This is a genomic window from Sphingomonas sp. MS122 (genome assembly GCF_049532975.1).
In the GTDB taxonomy this organism is placed as follows: Bacteria; Pseudomonadota; Alphaproteobacteria; order Sphingomonadales; family Sphingomonadaceae; genus Sphingomonas.
Genome location: NZ_CP186695.1, coordinates 2640413 through 2658423, shown reverse-complemented (window position 1 = coordinate 2658423; position 18011 = coordinate 2640413). Strand labels below are relative to the sequence as shown.

Below are 18011 nucleotides of genomic sequence, written 5' to 3'. Positions count from 1 at the left end.
CCTGAAAGCGCGGGCCGGAGACACACCTGTCCTAGAAGTTGAACCTTATCCCCGCCGCGTAGCGCGCAAATCCCGGCTGCACGAAGGTCACGTTGTTCTCGTGCCGCAGATGCCCGCGCCGGCCTTCCCCGGTGAGGTTGATCGCCTCGACAAAGCCGGTGAAGCCGGGGATGAACTCATAGCTCGCGCTGGCGTCGAGCTGCCAATAGGCCTCGGTATAGGACGGGTTGGGGCCGGTCCCCGCGAGGAACTTGTCGCGCCAGTTCCATGCGACGCGCGCCTGGAGCCCGTTCTTGTCGTAATAGGCGACGGCATTGGCGCTGTCGCTGAGACCGGTCAGCGCGAACTGCGGCACCGACGACGGCAGCGTGTTGTCGTAGACCGCATCGCCGTTGACGATCGTATAGTTCAGGATCACGCCGAAGCCGGTGTCCCAGAAGGCGTGCTGGATCGCGAACTCCCAGCCGTTGAGCGAGGCCGTCTGATCACTGTTGATCGGCGTCGTGATCTCGAAATTGACCAGCGGGTCGCCCGGCGCGGCATTGATGATGTTGCCGGTGACCGTGCTGGGGAAGTTGGCGATGATGTATTGGCGGATCTGGCCGACCGTCGCGTTCGCCCCGAGCGCGGCGACCGCGGCGTTCCAGCGCGGCCCGTTCACCGGCGTGGTGAGGCCGAACGCGTTGGAGTTGATCCGCGTCGTGGAGATGAAGTTGCTCACATCCTTGTGGAAATAGCCGACCGAGATGTAGCTGGTCGGCGCGTAATACCATTCCGCCGATAGATCGATATTCTTCGACTTGAACGGAATGAGGCCGGGATTCCCCTGCGCCCCAAAGCCGCCGCCGACGCGGAACAGCGTGTCGATCGTCCGCCCGCCCTGCAGATTGGCATAGCCCGAACGCGTGATCGTATGGCTGTACGATGCGCGCAGCTTGACGTCCTGGAGCGGCGAAATGTCGAGATCGAACGCGGGCAGCCAGTTGTCGTACGAGCCCTTGAACCGGGTGAAGGCGCTGTCGCCCGAGAAGACGACGTTGAACTCGTTGTCGCCCACCCAGCGGGTCGTCACCGGCACCGGCACCAGCGCCGCCGAGGAAATGTCGGTGCTCTCGTAACGGATTCCCGCCACGAAATGCGCCGGGTTCTGGAAGAGCTCGAACTTGGTCGCGATCTGCAGGTACGGCGCCAGCGTCTTCTCGGTGATGCGCCGGTCGGTGTCGAAGTTGGCGAGGCAGGTGCCGGGCTGCGCCGATCCCGTCGCCGGATTGCTGCACGCCTGGTATTTCTGCTCGATCAGGTCGGCCATTCGCTCGAAATCGAAAGCGTAGAAACTCTGGATCATCCCCGGCTGCGCGAGGCCGGGAAACTTGTCCGGCAGGGTCACGAGTTCGAAGATGTCGTCCGGAATGTCCGATGCCGGTCCCGCGCCGCCCCAGGTGTCGTCGTTCTGGATCGTGCCGAACGCCGAGCGCACCTTGCTGTCGATATAGGAGACGCCGAAATCGATGCTGTCGAGGAACCCGTCGTCATGGTCGTAACGGCCGCGCAGCTGCGCCTGGTTGATCCGGTTCCGGAAATAGGCGTTGCGGAAGGCATTGCCGGTCGAGGCGATCATCGCCGGATTCAGCGGATCGATCCCCGGGAACATCTGATAGGAAATGACCGGCAGGTCGTTCTCGAAATTGATCGACTGGCTCTGAACGCCGAACACCGCGTTGCCCAGCGACATGCTCGAGCCGAACCGGTTGACCGGGTTCACCTGCGCGGTCGAATGGTGGAAGTCGAGCTCCACCGTCATCCCGCCCGGCGCCTTCCATTCCAGATTGGCGCCCAGCGACTTGTTCTCGGCGCGGTTCTCGGTCAGCGCGCCGCTGTACGAGAGATCCTTGCCGCCATAGAGCGCGTTCGGGCTGGGCACCCCCGCGGGCGGCGCGAAGCGTTCGGTGTAGAAGATCGGCCCGGCGACCGGGCCGTCGGTCCACGCGCTCGACGTGTCTTCATGGTTGAACCACACGCCGACATTGCTGTTCCGCGTCTCGACGGTGTTGCGCGAGTAGATGAAGTCGACCGTCGCGGTGAGGCTGTCGATCGGGCGGAATTGCAGCACCGCCTGGCCGTTGATGCGCTCGCGATTGATGTCCTCGAGATTGTAGGACGCGTTCTGCGCGACATGATAGACGTCGGTCGGATCGGGCCGGTTGGTGATGTTCGCGGCGCGCGGATCGCCTGGCTGCGCCAGTGACCCCCAGTTGTTCTCGTTGCCGAGATAGCCGTCGCGCCAGCCGACGTTGGCGGTGTTCGTGCTCGATTTGCGCTTCTGGTAGGAGCCGGCGATCATGATGCCGATGCGGTCGTCGGCAAAGGTCGAGCTGACGATGCCCGAGATTTCCGGGGTGACCGGATCGCCTTCATTGCGCGACGTGTCGTACACGCCCTTCACCGACAGGCTTCCGCGCAGCCCCGGCCGGTCGAGCGGGCGCGGCGTGCGGATGTTGATGGTCGAGCCGATGCCGCCCGATTCCATCGTGACTCGGCCGCTCTTGTAGACTTCGACCGCCGAAATGCCTTCGGAAGCGAGGTTGGCGAAGTCGAACGAACGCGACGAGGGCGGACTGCCGCCATCCCCGATGAGCGCGGTCGGCATCTGGCGGCCGTTGACCGTCACCAGGTTGAATTCGGGGCCGAAGCCGCGGACCGTCACCAGCGACCCTTCGCCGTTCTGGCGATCGATCGACACGCCGGTGATGCGCTGGAGCGATTCGGCGAGGTTGGTGTCGGGGAACTTGCCGATCTCCTCGGCGGAAATCGCGTCGACCACACCCTGCGCGTCGCGCTTGATCGTCATCGACTGTTCGAGGCTGGCGCGGATGCCGGTGACGACGACGTCCTCACTCTCCTCGGCGGGTGGCGGCGCGTCCTGCGTTTCCTGTGCCAGTGCCGGAGTCGCGGCCATCGCCAGCGTCGACACACCAATCACCAGTCGCGAAATAGAGCGAGTCGTGCCCCGCATCCTCGTCCTCCCCTGTACGGCGCAGTGAATCCGCGCTCGTTGAGAACGTTCACCTGAACCCTTTGTACAACGTTGTCAAGCACGGCCATGCACTGTGCGGCCTTCCACTAATGGCGGAAAACCAATATTGTGAACGTTCTCAGATTATGCTGTCTGTGCCGCCGAGACAGGCGGTCGCGCCGCGATCAGGAGAGGAAACAGGGATGAGCCGGACCATTGCCGCGCTGCTTGCAGCGAGTGCGATCGCTACCATTGGCGCAAATGCGGGATTTGCCCAGCAGGCGCCGGCCGCCAGCGGCGCGCGGGCGCGCGCCGAATCGATCGTCGCGCGGATGACGCTCGACGAGAAGATCGCGCTGGTCCACGGACTCTTCCCGCCGCTCACCAAAGCGCAGCCGGCGAACGAGCTGATCCCCTCTGCCGGCCATATCGAGGGCAATCCGCGGCTGGGCGTGCCGCTGGTGCGTGAGAGCGACGCTTCGCTCGGCGTCGCCAACCAGGTCGAGCAGCGCAAGGGCGATGTTGCCACCGCCCTCCCCTCCAGCCTCGCCACCGCCGCCACCTTCGATCCTGAGATCGCCCGCGCGGGCGGCGCCATGATCGGCGGCGAGGCGCGCGCCAAGCGTTTCAACGTGCTGCTCGCGGGCGGCGTCAACCTGACGCGCGATCCCTGGGGCGGGCGCAATTTCGAATATCTCGGCGAAGACCCGCTGCTCGCGGGCGAGCTCGCCGGCGCGCATATCGCGGGAGTCCAGTCCAACCGCATCGTCTCGACGGTCAAGCATTTCGCGCTGAATGCGCAGGAGACCGGCCGCATGGTGCTCGATGCGCGCATCGGCGAGGCCGCGCTGCGCGAGAGCGACCTGCTCGCCTTCCAGATCGCGATCGAGAAGGGCAAGCCCGCCTCGGTCATGTGCGCCTACAACAAGGTCAATGGCGACTGGGCGTGCGAGAACGACTTCCTGCTCAATCAGGTGCTCAAGCGCGACTGGGGCTTTTCCGGCTGGGTGATGAGCGACTGGGGCGGGGTCCACTCGACCGCCAAGGCGGCCAGGGCCGGCCTCGACCAGCAATCCGGCCAGGAGCTCGACCGCGCGATGTATTTCGACGCGCCGTTGAAGGCCGCGGTCGAGAAGGGCGAAGTGCCGATGGCGCGGCTCGACGACATGGTCGTGCGCTATCTCACCGGCCTGATCGAGAGCGGCGCCTATGACACGCCGATGCCGGCCAAGGCACAGACCCCCGACTATGCCCGCAACGCGCTGGTCGCGCAGCGCGCCGCGGAGGCGGGGATCGTGCTGCTCAAGAACCAGGGCGATCTCCTCCCCCTCGCGCGCACCGCGAAGAAGATCGTGGTGATCGGCGGCGGCGCCGATCTCGGCGTGCTTTCGGGCGGCGGCTCGAGCCAGGTGCGCTCGGTCGGCGGCGCCCCGATCGAGATCCCGCTCGCGCATGGCCCGGCGGCCTCGTTCGTGCGAGTCACCTACCATGCCTCCTCCCCGCTCGCGGCGCTCCGCAAGGCGCTGCCCGGTGCGCAGGTGAGCTTCCTCGACGGCCGCAACCTCAACGCCACGGTCGATGCGGCGAAGGCCGCCGACCTCGCCATCGTGTTCGCGACGCAATGGACGACCGAGGCCGAGGACGTCCCCGACCTCAGGCTCCAGCATCACCAGGACGCGCTGATCGCCGCGGTCGCCGCCGCCCAGCCGAAGACCGTGGCCGTCCTCACCACCGGCGGTCCGGTGACGATGCCGTGGCTCGACCGAGTCCCCGCGGTGGTGCAGGCTTGGTATCCCGGCCAGCGCGGCGGGGAGGCGATCGCCAACATCCTGACCGGCAAGGTCAATCCCTCGGGCCGGCTGCCGATTACCTTCCCGGCGAACGAGGGCCAGGCGCCGCGTCCCCAGCCGGTCGGTCTCGACGCCTTCACCTCGCTCCAGGCGGCCGCTGCGGCCAACCCGGCGAATTCGGGCGCATATGAGCTCAAGAGCTTCCCGGTCGAATATGTCGAGGGCAGCGACGTCGGCTATCGCTGGTACGAGAAGAAGGGCCAGAAACCGCTGTTCCCCTTCGGCCACGGCCTCAGCTACACGAGCTTCGCCTATCGCAACGCCACCGTCGCCGGCGGCCGTTCGCTCATCGTGTCGTTCGACGTCACCAACACCGGCAAGCGCGCCGGCGCGGACGTGCCGCAGGTCTACGTGACCCGCGAAGGCTCGGACAATCCGATGCGCCTCGCCGCCTTCCGCCGCCTTGAGCTCAAGCCCGGCGAGACGCGCCGCGTCACCCTCACCGCCGAGCCGCGCATCCTCGCCGATTACGACACGCGCCTGCCCGGCTGGCGCATCCGCGGCGGCAGCTATCGCGTCGCCATCGCACGCGATGCGACCGACCGTTCGCTGCTGCTCACGACCAGCCTCGACCCGGCGACGATGAAGCCCTAGCGTTCGAGGCGTCCCGGCGGCGCCTGCGGCCAACGCAGGCGTGGCGACCGGGGCGCGGACGGGGTGCCTTGGGGAGCAGTGTTCAGCCGGAGCCGCCGAACCGGCGATCGCTCCATTTCATCCTTCTCGTCGCGCTGGCCAACGCCGGCGGGGTGATCGGCTTCCTGCCGCTGCTCACCCTGCTGCTTCCGGTCAAGGTCGGGGAGATTGCGGGCGATGACCGCCTTGCCGCCTTCACGGCCACGGTGATCGTCGGCGCGATCGCGGCAAGTATCTCGAACCTGCTGTTCGGCTGGCTCAGCGATCGTTCGGTCGCGCGCGGGCGCGGGCGACGCAAGTGGATTGCATTCGGCCTCGCAGGCCTGGCCGCTTCCTTCGCCTGCGTCGACTTGGCCTCGACGCCGCTTCAGATCGTTGCGGCGATCGCGCTGTTCCAGACCGCGGTGAACGCCGTGCTGGCCCCGATGTTCGCGGTGATGGCCGACGAGGTACCCGACGCGCAAAAGGGCCTGGCGGGCGGGCTGATCGCGCTCGGCGCGCCGCTTGCGGCGGCGGTCGGGGCGATGATGCTCACGATCGGCATCACGCGTGAGCCCGCGCGGCTCGCCTTCGTCTTCGGCGCGGTGCTGCTCTGCGTTCTCCCATTGCTCGTCACCGCACCCCGGGCCGCGCCGCCAGGCCAGTCTGAAGCCGGCGAGTCCCGGTTGTCCGGCCGCGACCTCGCGGTCGCCTGGACGGCGCGGTTGCTGGTGCAGGTCGCCGGCAACGCGCTGTCGCTCTACCTTGTCTATTATTTCGCGACGGTCGATCCTTCGACACCCGCCGCGAAAGGAGTGGGCGCGCTCGGCCACCTCATGACCGTCGCCTATCTGCTTCCGCTACCCGTCGCGGTGCTCGCGGGCCGCTGGTCGGACCGGATCGGGCGCCGCAAGCCTTTCCTCCTCGCCTTTGGCGCGCTCGCCGCGCTCGGCTCGGCCGGGCTTGCGGTTGCGTGGAGCTGGTGGTCGGCGGCGATCGCCTTCGCCCTCTATGCGATGGGCTCGGCGGTGTTCCTCTCGCTGCATTCGGGCTTCGCGATGCAGCTGCTGCCCGATCCGCGCCATCGCGGCCGCGACCTCGGGCTGATCAACCTGACCAACACCCTGCCGGCATTGGCCGGCCTCGCGCTCACCTGGGCGCTGGCAACGCCGACCGATTTCAGCCTGGTGATGCTTGCGCTCGCCGGCCTCACTCTGCTGGGCGGGATGCTGGTGCTGGCGATCCGCCACCACCGCTAGGCGCGCGCCAATAGCGCACATAGTCGACATGCATGCGCTGCGGCAGCGCGGCATCGTCGATCCCGTGCTTCCCGCCCCAGTCGCCGCCCACCGCGAGGTTGAGGATCAGCTCATAAGGCCGCACGAACGGCCATGCCGCCAAGCCGCCGGGCTGGTCGTCCTTGACCTGCATATGCCCGCGCCCGTCGACCCCGATCGTGATCACGCCCGGCCGCCAGTCGAGCTGATAGCGATGATAGGCGGTGCACGCGCTCGGCACCGTCACCTGCGCGCCGCGCTGGGTGCCCTTGGCGTGGTTGAATGCGCCGGTGTGGAGCGTCGCATGGATCACATTGGCGTCCCACCCGACCATCTCCATGATGTCGATCTCGCCGCCATCGGGCCATGTCTCGCCGGACGGCAGCATCCAGATCGCCGGCCACATTCCCCGCCCGCACGGCAGCTTGGCGCGAATCTCGTAGAAGCCATAGCCATAGCGCTCGCGCGTCACGAGCTTGGCCGAACTATACGCCTGCCCGCCCCAGTCCTTGACCTTGCCCTTGAGCGACTCGCGCCGCGCCTCGATCACCAGCGCGCCATCCTCGATCCGCGCATTCTCGGGCCGCGCGTCGGCATAATATTGGCGCTCGTTATTGTACCAGCCCTCGCGGTTGCGGTGCGTGTCGAACCGCCATTTGCCGGTGTCGATCTCCGGGCCGTCGAATTCGTCGGCGAAGCTCGGCTTCGCAGCCGGCGCCGTCATCCGCACATCGGCCTTGACGTTGGTCGCGCCCAGGGATGCCGTCTGCATCGCGGCCATGATCGCAAGCCACATGGATCCGTCCTCTCCGTCAGCGTTGTGAACGTTCTCACGCAGCGCGGCCACCCGTCAATCGCTATCCCTCGGCCGCCTTCCGGCCGCTTCGCGTCAACAGGCGAGAGGTCGCGCTGGCTGGGGCGGCTGGATTCGAACCAGCGCATGGCGGTACCAAAAACCGCTGCCTTACCGCTTGGCTACGCCCCAGCATGTGCGGAAGGCACGCCCTTAGTGTGCCCTTCCGCGGATTGGAAGAGGTTCAGGCGAAGCGGTGCACCCAGTTGTGCGGGTCGGGCGCCTGGCCGCGCTGGATCGCGGTGAGCTTGGCCTTGAGCGCCTGCGTCACCTGTCCCGGTCCGCCGCTGCCGATGGTGAACTCGCCGTCGCGGCCCTTCACCTTGCCGACCGGGGTCACCACCGCCGCCGTGCCGCAGGCGAAGGTCTCGACCAGCTTGCCGCTCGCCGCGTCCGCCTGCCACTGGTCGATCGCATAGGGCGCCTCGCGCACCGCGATGCCCTGGTCGCGCGCCAGCGCCAGGATGGATTCGCGCGTAATGCCGGGCAGGATCGTGCCGAGCGGCGGCGTGGAGATGCTGCCGTCGTCGAACACGAAGAACAGGTTCATGCCGCCCAGCTCCTCGACCCAGCGGCGCTCGGCCGCGTCGAGGAACACCACCTGGTCGCAACCCTCGCGGATCGCCTCGGCCTGCGCCACCAGGCTCGCGGCATAGTTGCCGCCGCACTTGGCCGCGCCGGTGCCGCCAGGCGCGGCGCGGGTATAATGGTCCGACACCCAGATCGACACCGCCGGGGCGCCGCTCTTGAAATAATTGCCTGCCGGCGAGGCGATGACGAGGTAGAGATACTCCGCCGCCGGCTTGACGCCCAGGAACACCTCGCTCGCGAACATGAAGGGGCGCAGATAGAGCGAGCCGCCCTCGATCTGCGGGATCCAGTCGCGGTCGGCCTTTACCAGCGCCTCGATCGACCCGAGGAACAGCTCGTCGGGCAGCTCGGGCATCGCCATGCGCTGCGCCGACTCGCGGAAGCGGCGGGCATTCTCGAGCGGGCGGAACAGCGCGGTGCCGCCATCTTCCATGCGATAGGCCTTGAGCCCCTCGAAGATCTCCTGCGCATAGTGCAGCACGGCGGTCGCCGGATCGAGCGTCAGCGGCCCGCGCGCGGTGATCCTGGCGTCGTGCCAGCCCTTGTCGTCGGACCAGCGCACCATCGCCATGTGATCTGTGAAGACCTTGCCGAAGCCCGGATTCTCGAGAATACGGCTGCGCTCGCTCGCTTCGATCGGGGCCGGATTGGCTTCGAAGGCGAAGGTGGCGCTGCTCACGTCGGTCTCCTCAAAGGACATCGGAAGATGTGGTTGCGCACGCCTAGGCCCGATGGCAAAACAGGTCAACATGGCTGTCCCAACTGCCTCTCCCCTGTTCCTGCGCGAAGCCGAGATCCGGCGCGGGGTCGAATTGCTCTATTTCGGCTACAGCCATCTGACGCGCTCGATCGACGAGGGGCTGGCGGCGCAAGGGCTCGGCCGCGCGCATCACCGCGCGCTCTATTTCGTGGCGCGCCAGCCGGATCTGACGGTGGGCGAGCTGATCGCGCTGCTCGCGATCACCAAGCAGTCGCTCGGCCGCGTGCTCGGCGATCTCACCGAGCGCGGGCTGATCGAGACTCGCCCCGGCCGTGAGGATCGCCGCCAGCGCCTGCTGCGGCTCACGCCCGAAGGCACGAAGCTCGAAGCCGAGCTGTTCGACGCGTTGCGCGACAAGATGTCGGCCGCCTATTCGAGCGCCGGCCAGGGCGCGGTCGGCGGCTTCTGGGCGGTGCTCGAAGGCCTGGTCCCCGAGGCCGAGCGCAAGCGCGTCTCGGCGCTCGGCCGCTAAGGGCGGCTCCACTCACGCGGATACGCCGTCACCCTGAACTCGTTTCAGGGTGACGGTAGTGGGACGGGAGCGGCCGATCCGCTCAAGCCACCTTGAACCCTTCCTTGTTCATCGCGGTCGTCAACAGCTTGTTCTTCTCCTCCGACAGCTGCGTGCGCAGCGCCGGGAACAGCCGCTCCTCCTCCTCGTCCATATGCTCCTCGAGGTCGGCGCGGAACTTGCGCACCTTCTCGAGGAACGCCGGGCCGGTGTTCGGCATGTTCTCCAGCTCGTAGAGATATTGCTTCACATAGCCATGCTCGCGGTTGAGCTCGTCGGCTTCCTCGATCTTCCCGGACTCGCGCAACGCCGGATAGATCACATTCTCCTCCTCGATCGCGTGCTTGGCGAGCGCGTGCTTGATCTGCATCAGCAACATCGCGCGGCGGCCCGAGGCCTTGTCCTCGGTCGCCTCGATCGCGTCGAACAGCTTGAGCACCGCCTGATGCTCGGCGATCAGCCCGTCCATCCAGTCGCCCGCCAGCGCGGTCGCCGACTGCACCGCCGCCTTGCGCCCGAGCATCGCCAGCACCCCCAGCGCCGCGCCGCCGGCCACGGCCCCGGCGATCGCGCCGAAGTTGCCGATGCGATTGCCATTCTCGTCCTTGAAGCGGCCCTTGCTGTCGCGGGCCTGAGTCGTCGTCGCCATCACCTGCCTCCGTCCAAAGAGTGTGGCGCTTCAACCCATTGGCAGCGACCTCGTTCCCCTCAGCCGCGCGCTGCGGCCGCCATTTCGGCATCCCGCCGCACCGACGCGGCGAGCGTCTCGGCCAGCAGCCGCCTGATCGCATCGTCGGCATCGAGCACGTTCAGGCCCGCACGCGTCGAGCCGCCCGGACTCGCGACCTTGTCCGCCAGCACGGCGGGCGTGTCGCTGGATGCGGCCGCGAGCAAGGCCCCGCCCTCGACCGCCGCCAGTGCCAGCCGCAACGCCTGCTCCGCCGGCACGCCGAGTTCGGTCCCCGCCGCCGCGAGCGCGTCGATGAAGCGATAGGCATAGGCCGGCCCGCAGCCGCTGAGGCAGCCCATGACGTTGAACTGCGCGGCATCGGTCCATTCGAACAGCCCGAGCGGCGCCATCAGCGCCTCGACCGCCGCGCGCGCGTCGGGCCCGGCGCCGTCGGATTGCAGGATCACCACGCCCTTGCCAAGCTCGACCGGCAGGTTGGGCATCGCCCGCACGATCGCCTTCGCCGCGAACCTTGCCGCGACCGCCGCCTCGTCCGCCCCGGCGAGGATCGACACCAGCAAGGGCACGCCCGCGATGCGGTCCGCGACCTGCCCCGCCACCTCGTCGATCTGCTGCGGCTTCACCCCCAGCATCACCGCATCGGGCAGCGGCCCCTCGGGCGGCACCCGTCCCTGCCGCACGCCGCCGGGCAATTCCTGCTCGCGCCGGTTGAGCACGAACACGTCCTCCCCCCGCACCGTCCCCGCCGCGATCCACCGCCGCAGCATCGCCCCGGCCATATTGCCGCAGCCGATCAGCCAGAGAGTCTTGGGAAGGGCCATGTCTCGCTCCCGAACGTCACCCCGGCCGCGTGCCGGGGTCCACCGCGTCCGGCGTGTCGCCCGAGCCGCAAGCCCAGCCCTTGCGGCAAGCTGCGCCCTGGCACAAGGCCGGGTGACGACCGGATGGGCTTTGTCCACCGGCGTTCCGGTTGCGGACATTGGCGGTGCCTCGGATGGGCGCGTTGGCGATCCTGCCAGGGCATGTTAATCCCATGAAGTATCTGCGCACTCATCACGGGGCGGGGACATGTCGACTGTCGCGGCGCCAAGCTTGCAGCTAACCGGAGAGCGACGCTTCTTCCTCGCGATGGCGGTTGCGTTGGCGATCTGCACCTTTGCCGGGTTCGCGAGAAGCTATTACCTGATGACCTACACGGGTGCCGCGAGCCTCGCGCCGCTGGTTCATGTTCACGGGGCCCTCTTTACCACCTGGGTGTTGCTCTTTGGCCTTCAGGCAAGCCTGATCTCCGCCCGGCGCCCGGACATCCACGTCGTGACCGGCGCAATTGGTATAGGCCTTGCCATAGTCATGATCGTGCTGGGGATCGTGGTGGCGATCACTCGGTCACAGCCTCCCCCTGTTTTCACACGCGAGGCGTTCCTGATATTTCCATTTATCGCGATCGGCTTGTTTGCGCTGTTCGTGGCGTGCGCATTCGTCAATCGCCATCGGCCGGACTATCATAAGCGCTATATGCTTTTGGCGACGATCAACGTGGTATTCCCGGCCTTGGCCCGGATGACGGCCTTGCTCCCGTTTCTGCCTCGCGGCGTACTTGGAGCGATGATCATTGCGAACCTATTTCTGGCGGCCCTGGTCCTGTTTGACCTGCGGTCCTCGGGGCGCCTGCATCCGGTCACGCTTTGGGGTGGGATTCTCACCCTGATTTGCGAGCCGCTCAGATTTGTGATTGCCGGCAGCGCCTGGTGGTCCGACGTCGCACGATCGCTGATCAATTAGGCGGGTGGCTACACAGATTGCGACACCCCGCCTTCCACCCGTGACGTTCCCTGACCCTCAGGCCTCGCCCTGGGTCTCGATCAGCGCCGCGGCCAGTGCCTCCTTCGGCGACTTGCCGCCCCACAGCACGAACTGGAACACCGGGTAGAAGCGCTCGCACTCGTCGATCGCGCTCTCGACCAGCAGCTCGGTCTGGGCGAGTGACATCGCTGCGCCATCCTCGCCCGGGATCATCGCCGCGTGGCGGAACAGCAGGATGCCGCTCGACGACCATAATTCGAAATGCCCGATCCACAGCTGCTCGTTGACCAGCCCGATCGCCTCGTAGATGTCGCCGCGCCGTTCCTCGGGCACGCGCACGTCGGGGAACGCCAGGAACTGGAGCACCCCGTCGTCCTCGCGCCAGATCGCGCGCAGCTCATATTCGGTCCAGCTGCCCTTGACGCGCGCGACGACCTCGTCGTCCTCGCGCTCATGGCTCCAGCCATGCGCCGCGTAATAGCTTTCCAGCATGTCGATCGGCGCGGCATCGTCGCGCTCATATTCGCTCTCGTCGAGCATCCGGTCGTCCTCCGCCCGGCCCTTGCCTAATGCATGGGTGCCTTGCGTCGTTGCGCTGCACAAGCGCTGATGGTGAACAAAGCGTAAATAGATGTGGAAAAGCGCGGTTCCAGAAGGGCCGTCGCGGCCCCAAAACTAGAGCGCCGGATCGGCATCGCCCTTCTTGGTCCGCACCTTCTTCGGCGTCGTGGCCTTGGGCGCCTTGGCAGCGGACGCCGCAGCCGCGCCGTCCAGCTTCGCCTCGAGTGCCTCGATCCGCGCCTTCAACGCCTCATTCTCGTCGCGCGCCGCCGCGGCCATCGCCTTCACGGCCTCGAACTCGTCGCGGGCGACGAAGTCCATCCCGCCGACAAAGCCCTTGAAGCGCTCGCGCGCCGCCGCCTCGCCCTCGCGCGCCATGCCCGCAAAGGTGCCGGCCGCGCCGTTGAGTACCTTCACGAAATCGTCGAAAATGCGGTTGTCGCTCTGCATGTAACTCGGCCTGATACTGAAATATTTCAGATGGACATTTGGGGTGCGGATTGCCCGGGCACAAGGGTTTCCGCATTGGGGTTCAGCTGGTCGATCTTGTAGTTGAGCACGCCGGCGAAGCCCAGCCACGCCAGATAGGGCACCATCAGCCACGCCGCGCCCTTGCGGATCCGCCCGAACAGGATCGCCGTGGCGAGCGCGAGAACGAAGATCGCCCCGATCAACAGCAGTGCCGCCGACACCTGGTGGAAGCCGAAGAACAAGGGCGACCAGGCGAGGTTCGCCGCCATCTGCACGCCGAACAGCGCCAGCGCCGGCCCGCGCAGCCGCGATCCGCGCGCGTTGATGATCATCGCCAGCGCCAGGCCGAGCAGCACGTAGAGCGCGGTCCATGCCACCGGAAACACCCAGCCCGGCGGAGTCTCGGCGGGCTTCTGCAGCATCTGGTACCACAGATTCGCCTCGCCGCTCGGGAACAGCCGCCCCGAAGCGAAACCCAGCAGCAGGATGAACGGTACGGTGACGATCGCCCAGCGCAGAAAGGCGAGGCGCAGCTGACCCTTGGACGCAATCTCCATCGAATCCCTCTATTGGATGAGGTTTACGCGGGCATTACTCGGCCGGCCCTTACTCCACCGCCCCTTACTCCGCCGGCTGCGGCGTCCCCATCGCCGCGTCCAACTCGCGGCTCACTGCTTGCGGCGAACCGGTCCACTTCGCAAGCCTGCTGTAGAGGATCGGGATCAGGAAGAGCGTGATCAGCGTCGCCAGGATCACGCCGAACACGATCACGACGCCGATCGACTGGCGCGCCGCGGCGCCCGCGCCGGTCGCGATCATCAGCGGCACCGCGCCGGCGGCGGTCGCGATCGAGGTCATCAGGATCGCGCGCAGGCGGCGGGCGGAGGCCATGCGGATCGCCTCGCCGATCGCCTTGCCCTCGTCGCGCAGCTGGTTGGCGAACTCGACGATGAGGATGCCGTTCTTCGCCGCCAGCCCCACCAGCATGACGATGCCGATCTGGCTGTAGAGGTTGAGCGTCTTGCCCATCAGCGCGAGCCCGAGCATGCCGCCCGCCACCGCCAGCGGCACGGTCATGATGATCACGCCGGGATGCACGAAGCTCTCGAACTGCGCGGCGAGCACCAGATAGACGATCACGATGGTCAGCGCGAAGACGAGCAGGATCGATCCGCCGGTCTCGACGAACGCCTGGCTCTCGCCGCGATAGCCCACCGCGATCACCTCGGGCGATGCCGCCGCCTGGTTCTGCAGGAAGGTCAGCGCCTCGCCCAGCGAATAGCCGGGGGCGAGGCCGCCCGACAACGTGATCGCGCGCAGCTTGTTGTACCGGCCGAGGTCGCGCGGGCCGGACACCTCGCGCGTCGTCACCAGGTTGGACAGCGGCACCAGCCCGCCGTCGCGCGCGCGGACATAGATGCTGGCAAGGTTGGCGAGCGTCGAGCGGCCCGCCGCATCCGCCTGCACGATCACGCGATATTCCTCGCCGCGGTCGACATAGGTCGAGACGCGGCGCGAGCCGAGCAAGGTCTGCAGCGCCTGGCTGACGTCGTTGACCGACACGCCGAGGTCGCCCGCGCGCGTCGTGTCCACCTCGACGCGCAGCTGCGGCTTGGTCTCCTTATAGTCCGAATCGAGGTTGATGATCCCCGGATTGTTCGCCGCCGCGGCCAGGATGCGGTCGCGCGCGCGCGCCAGCTCCTCATAGGTGTTGCCTGCGATCACGAAGCCGATCGGCTGGCCGCGCCCGCGGCTCAGCGCCGAGCGCACCTGCGCGTTGCCGCGCACGGCCGGCTCGTTGGCGAGGATGCGGTTGATCTGCTGCGCCACTTGCTGGGTGGTCGTCTCGCGCTCCTCCCAGGGCTTCAGGAACACCACGAACGCACCGTTGTTGAAATCGTCGCTCGCGCCGAACCCGCCCGGGGTGCGCGTGATGATCGACCGCACCGCGCCGTCGCCGACCATCGGCAGCAGCTTGGCCTGGGTGTCGGTCATGTAGCGGTCCATCTGGTCGAAGCCGGTGCCCTCGGGCGCGGTCAGCTGCACCTGCGCCACGCCCTGGTCCTCGGCCGGGACGAGCTCGGCCTGGAGCGTCAGGAAGCCCGCCACCGCGACGCCGAGGAACAGCACGACGCCGGCCAGCGGGATCAGCGGGCGGTCGATCGCCTTGTCGAGCCAGCGCCCGTAGAAATTCTCGAGCTGCCGGAACCGGTCGTCGATCCACCCGGTGAAGCGCCCGCGCTCCTGCTTCTTGAGCATCTTCGAGCACAGCATCGGCGTCAGGCTGAGCGCGAGGAAGCCGGAGAACGCCACCGCACCGATCATCGCCACCGCGAGCTCGCGGAACAGCAGCCCGGTCTGGCCGGCAAGGAAGCAGATCGGCACGAACACCGCGCACACCACCAACGTGGTCGAGATCACCGCGAAGCCGACCTGCCGCGTGCCCTTGAACGCGGCGACGAGCGGCGGCTCGCCTTCCTCGATGCGGTGATAGACATTCTCGAGCACCACGATCGCGTCGTCGACGACCAGGCCGATCGCCAGCACCAGTGCGAGCAGGGTCAGCAGGTTGATCGAGAAGCCGAACGCCCACAGCACCGCGAACGCGCCGAGCAGGCAGATCGGCACCGTCACCGCCGGGATCAGCGTCGCGCGCCACGATCCCAGGAACAGGAAGATCACCAGCACCACCAGCACCGCCGCCTCGGCCAGCGTGTGCCACACCCCGTCGATGGCGCGGCCGATGAACTGCGAATCGTCGGACCCGACCGTGATCGTCATCCCCTCGGGCAGGTTCGGGCGCAGCTCCTCCGCGGTCTTCTTCGCGGCGTCCGCCACCGCCAGCGTGTTGGCGCCCGACTGGCGCACCACGCCCAGGCCCACCGCCGGCTGCCCGTTGAGGCGGAACGAGCTGTACGGGTTCTCCGCCTCCTGCTCGACCTTGGCGACGTCGCCCAGCCGCACCAGATAGCCGTCCGGCCCGCGCCCGACGACCAGCCCGGCGAAGCTCTCGGCCGATCCGAACGGCCGGTCGACGCGCAGGGTGACGTTCTGCTGCTGCGATTCGATGCGCCCGGCGGGCAGCTCGACATTCTGGTTGCGCAGCGCGGTCTCGACGTCCGCCGGGGTCAGCGCGAACGCCGCCAGCTTGTTGGCGTCGAGCCACACGCGCATCGACGGCCGCGCCTCGCCGCCCACGAACACGCGCGCCACGCCGTCGATCGTGCTGAACCGGTCGACCAGGTTGCGGTCGACATAGTCGGACAGCTGGAGCCGGTTCCAGCCCGGCCGCGACACGACGAGGAACAGGATCGGGTTCGAATCCGCATCGACCTTGCGCACTTCGGGCGCCAGCGCCTCCTCGGGCAGGTCCTCGGTCACGCTGCCGATACGGTCGCGCACGTCGTTGGCGGCGGCGTCGATATCGCGGCCCGGGCGGAACTCGATCGAGATGTCGGACGAGCCGTCGCGCGAGCGCGAGGTGATCGTCTCGATCCCCTCAATGCCCGACAGCACTTCCTCGATCGGCTGGGTGATGCGCGCCTCGACCACGCTCGCCGCGGCGCCGGTATAGACGGTCTCGACCGACACCACCGGCGGGTCGGTATCGGGATATTCGCGCACCGACAGGCTCAGGAAGCCGACGGTGCCGACGATCGTCAGCAGGATCGCCAGCACCGCCGCGAAGACGGGCCGCCGGACCGAGACGTCGGAAAGCTGCATCAGCCGGCCTTGCCGCCGCCGGCCGGGGGGTTGGACGCCGCCGCCTTGGGCTGCCCACCGCCCGGGGCGCCGGTGCGCACGTCCTGGCCCTCGGCGATCTTGACCACGCCCTCGGTCACCACGCGCTGCCCGGGCCGCAGCCCCTCGACGATCTCGACCACGCCGTTCTGGCGCAGCCCGGTGCGCACCATGAGGCGCTTGGCCTTGCCGTTCTCGACGGTGAAGACATAGCTCTGCTCGCCCTCGCCGACGATCGCCAGCTCGGGCACGGCGGGCGAGGTCCGCGCCTGCGCCTCGATCGCCACGGTCAGCAGCATGCCGGGCTTCAGCCGGCGGTCGCCATTGGGCAGCACCGCGCGCACCGTCGCCGCGCGCGTCTGCGGGTTGAGCACCGGGTCGACCGTGTCGATCGTGCCGCGGAAGGGCTGGTCGGGATAGGCGGCGGCGACCGCCACGATCGGCTGGCCCGGCCGCACCTGGGCCAGCAGAGTCTCGGGCACCGCGAAGTCGAGCTTGATGCGGCTGACGTCGCTCACCGTCACGATCTCGGTGCCCGCGGTGACCACCGCGCCGGCCGAGATGTTGCGCAGCGACACCCAGCCGCCGAACGGCGCGCGCACGATGCGGTCGGCGATCCCCGCGCGCGCCTCGGCCGCCTCGCCGCGCGCCGCGCCCGCCAGCGCGGCCTGCGCATCGACCGCGCTGCGTGTCGCGAAGCCGCGCGCCTTCAGCGCCTCGAGCCGCTCGAGCTGCTGGTGCGCCTCGCGCGCCCGCGCCTGCGCCTGGGCGAGCTGCGCATTCTGCGTCCCCGCCTCGAGCACCGCGATCACCTGGCCCTTGCTGACATAGGCGCCGTCGTCGAAATTGAGCCGCACGATGCGCTGCGTCACCGGCGCGGTCAGCGTCACCTGCTCGTTGGCGCGCGCCGTGCCCACCGCGTCGATCCGCTCGACGAAGCGCGCCGGCTGCACCGGTGCCAGCGTCACCAGCGGCGCCTGGCGCCCCTTCTTCTCGGCGGCGTCGCCACCACCGCAAGCCGAAAGCATCGCCGCAGCGGCGAAAAGGGGGAGGATCGTTCGCATGAACCCAGTGCGCTATGGACACCTAAGGAGGAAGGCAAGCTTGTCACACGAATTTGTCGCAAAAGTGTGTCAGTTCTTTCGCAGTGCAGCATAGAGCCGGCGCTCGCTCCACCGGCCCTGCCGCCGCATCTCCCGGACGTCGCGGGCATCGCAATACCCATTCCGGCGACCCGTTGACACAATCCCAACCTTTGCCTGCGATCCGCGCCCTTA

Annotated in this window: 14 protein-coding genes and 1 tRNA gene; 4 read left to right on the top strand and 11 right to left on the bottom strand. The window is 67.9% G+C overall.

Annotated features, from left to right (window positions below; all coding sequences use genetic code 11):
• Window positions 1–31: 31 nt before the first annotated feature.
• Entirely contained in the window at window positions 32–2956 is a 2925-nt protein-coding gene (locus ACO227_RS12880; protein WP_423602226.1) for a TonB-dependent receptor, read from the bottom strand.
• A 260-nt stretch (window positions 2957–3216) separates the two neighbouring features.
• On the opposite strand from ACO227_RS12880, the gene ACO227_RS12875 reads away from it, so the two are divergent.
• Both ACO227_RS12875 and ACO227_RS12870 read left to right on the top strand, forming a co-directional pair.
• Window positions 3217–5457, top strand: a complete 2241-nt coding sequence (locus ACO227_RS12875) for a glycoside hydrolase family 3 C-terminal domain-containing protein (protein ID WP_423602225.1) — start codon at window positions 3217–3219, stop codon at window positions 5455–5457.
• Window positions 5458–5525: 68 nt separating this feature from the next.
• Complete coding sequence (locus ACO227_RS12870; RefSeq protein ID WP_423602224.1) at window positions 5526–6734, top strand: MFS transporter; 1209 nt, start codon at window positions 5526–5528, stop codon at window positions 6732–6734.
• Here the strand turns inward: ACO227_RS12870 and ACO227_RS12865 are convergent.
• From ACO227_RS12865 to ACO227_RS12855, 3 genes are all read right to left on the bottom strand, one after another.
• The gene (locus ACO227_RS12865) at window positions 6685–7524 is read right to left on the bottom strand and encodes a glycoside hydrolase family 16 protein (protein ID WP_423602223.1); all 840 of its coding nucleotides are present in this window, start codon (window positions 7522–7524) and stop codon (window positions 6685–6687) included. The two genes, ACO227_RS12870 and ACO227_RS12865, sit on opposite strands and share 50 nt — an antisense overlap.
• A gap of 138 nt (window positions 7525–7662) precedes the next feature.
• Window positions 7663–7737 (bottom strand) — tRNA-Gln (locus ACO227_RS12860).
• A 52-nt stretch (window positions 7738–7789) separates the two neighbouring features.
• Window positions 7790–8896: a branched-chain amino acid aminotransferase gene (locus tag ACO227_RS12855; RefSeq protein ID WP_423602222.1), complete on the bottom strand. Its 1107-nt coding sequence runs from the start codon at window positions 8894–8896 to the stop codon at window positions 7790–7792.
• Window positions 8897–8945: 49 nt separating this feature from the next.
• Between ACO227_RS12855 and ACO227_RS12850 the strand changes: the two genes are divergently transcribed.
• Window positions 8946–9428 (top strand): MarR family winged helix-turn-helix transcriptional regulator, encoded by a 483-nt coding sequence (locus ACO227_RS12850; RefSeq protein WP_423602221.1) that lies wholly within the window; start codon window positions 8946–8948, stop codon window positions 9426–9428.
• A gap of 82 nt (window positions 9429–9510) precedes the next feature.
• Here the strand turns inward: ACO227_RS12850 and ACO227_RS12845 are convergent, their stop codons facing one another.
• Complete coding sequence (locus ACO227_RS12845; protein ID WP_423602220.1) at window positions 9511–10116, bottom strand: hemerythrin domain-containing protein; 606 nt, start codon at window positions 10114–10116, stop codon at window positions 9511–9513.
• A gap of 59 nt (window positions 10117–10175) precedes the next feature.
• On the bottom strand, window positions 10176–10979 hold the full coding sequence (locus ACO227_RS12840) for a pyrroline-5-carboxylate reductase family protein (protein WP_423602219.1): 804 nt from the start codon (window positions 10977–10979) through the stop codon (window positions 10176–10178).
• Between the two features lie 247 nt (window positions 10980–11226).
• Here ACO227_RS12840 and ACO227_RS12835 point away from each other — a divergent pair, with 247 nt between their 5' ends.
• A complete protein-coding gene (locus ACO227_RS12835; RefSeq protein ID WP_423602218.1) occupies window positions 11227–11940 on the top strand; it encodes a hypothetical protein in 714 nt (237 codons plus the stop codon).
• Between the two features lie 57 nt (window positions 11941–11997).
• On the opposite strand, the gene ACO227_RS12830 is transcribed toward ACO227_RS12835, so the two are convergent.
• The 5 genes from ACO227_RS12830 to ACO227_RS12810 all read right to left on the bottom strand — a co-directional run bounded on the left by ACO227_RS12830 (window position 11998) and on the right by ACO227_RS12810 (window position 17798).
• Window positions 11998–12501, bottom strand: a complete 504-nt coding sequence (locus ACO227_RS12830) for a YbjN domain-containing protein (protein ID WP_423602217.1) — start codon at window positions 12499–12501, stop codon at window positions 11998–12000.
• Window positions 12502–12636: 135 nt separating this feature from the next.
• Complete coding sequence (locus ACO227_RS12825; protein ID WP_423602216.1) at window positions 12637–12972, bottom strand: accessory factor UbiK family protein; 336 nt, start codon at window positions 12970–12972, stop codon at window positions 12637–12639.
• A 26-nt stretch (window positions 12973–12998) separates the two neighbouring features.
• On the bottom strand, window positions 12999–13550 hold the full coding sequence (locus ACO227_RS12820) for a TspO/MBR family protein (protein ID WP_423602215.1): 552 nt from the start codon (window positions 13548–13550) through the stop codon (window positions 12999–13001).
• Window positions 13551–13614: 64 nt separating this feature from the next.
• Window positions 13615–16716 carry an efflux RND transporter permease subunit gene (locus ACO227_RS12815; protein WP_423602214.1) on the bottom strand — a complete coding sequence of 1034 codons (3102 nt, stop codon included), beginning with the start codon at window positions 16714–16716 and terminating at the stop codon, window positions 13615–13617.
• Window positions 16716–17798, bottom strand: coding sequence for an efflux RND transporter periplasmic adaptor subunit (locus tag ACO227_RS12810; RefSeq protein WP_423602213.1), 1083 nt, complete (start codon window positions 17796–17798; stop codon window positions 16716–16718). Before ACO227_RS12810 ends, ACO227_RS12815 begins: the two co-directional genes overlap by 1 nt.
• Window positions 17799–18011 lie beyond the last annotated feature (213 nt).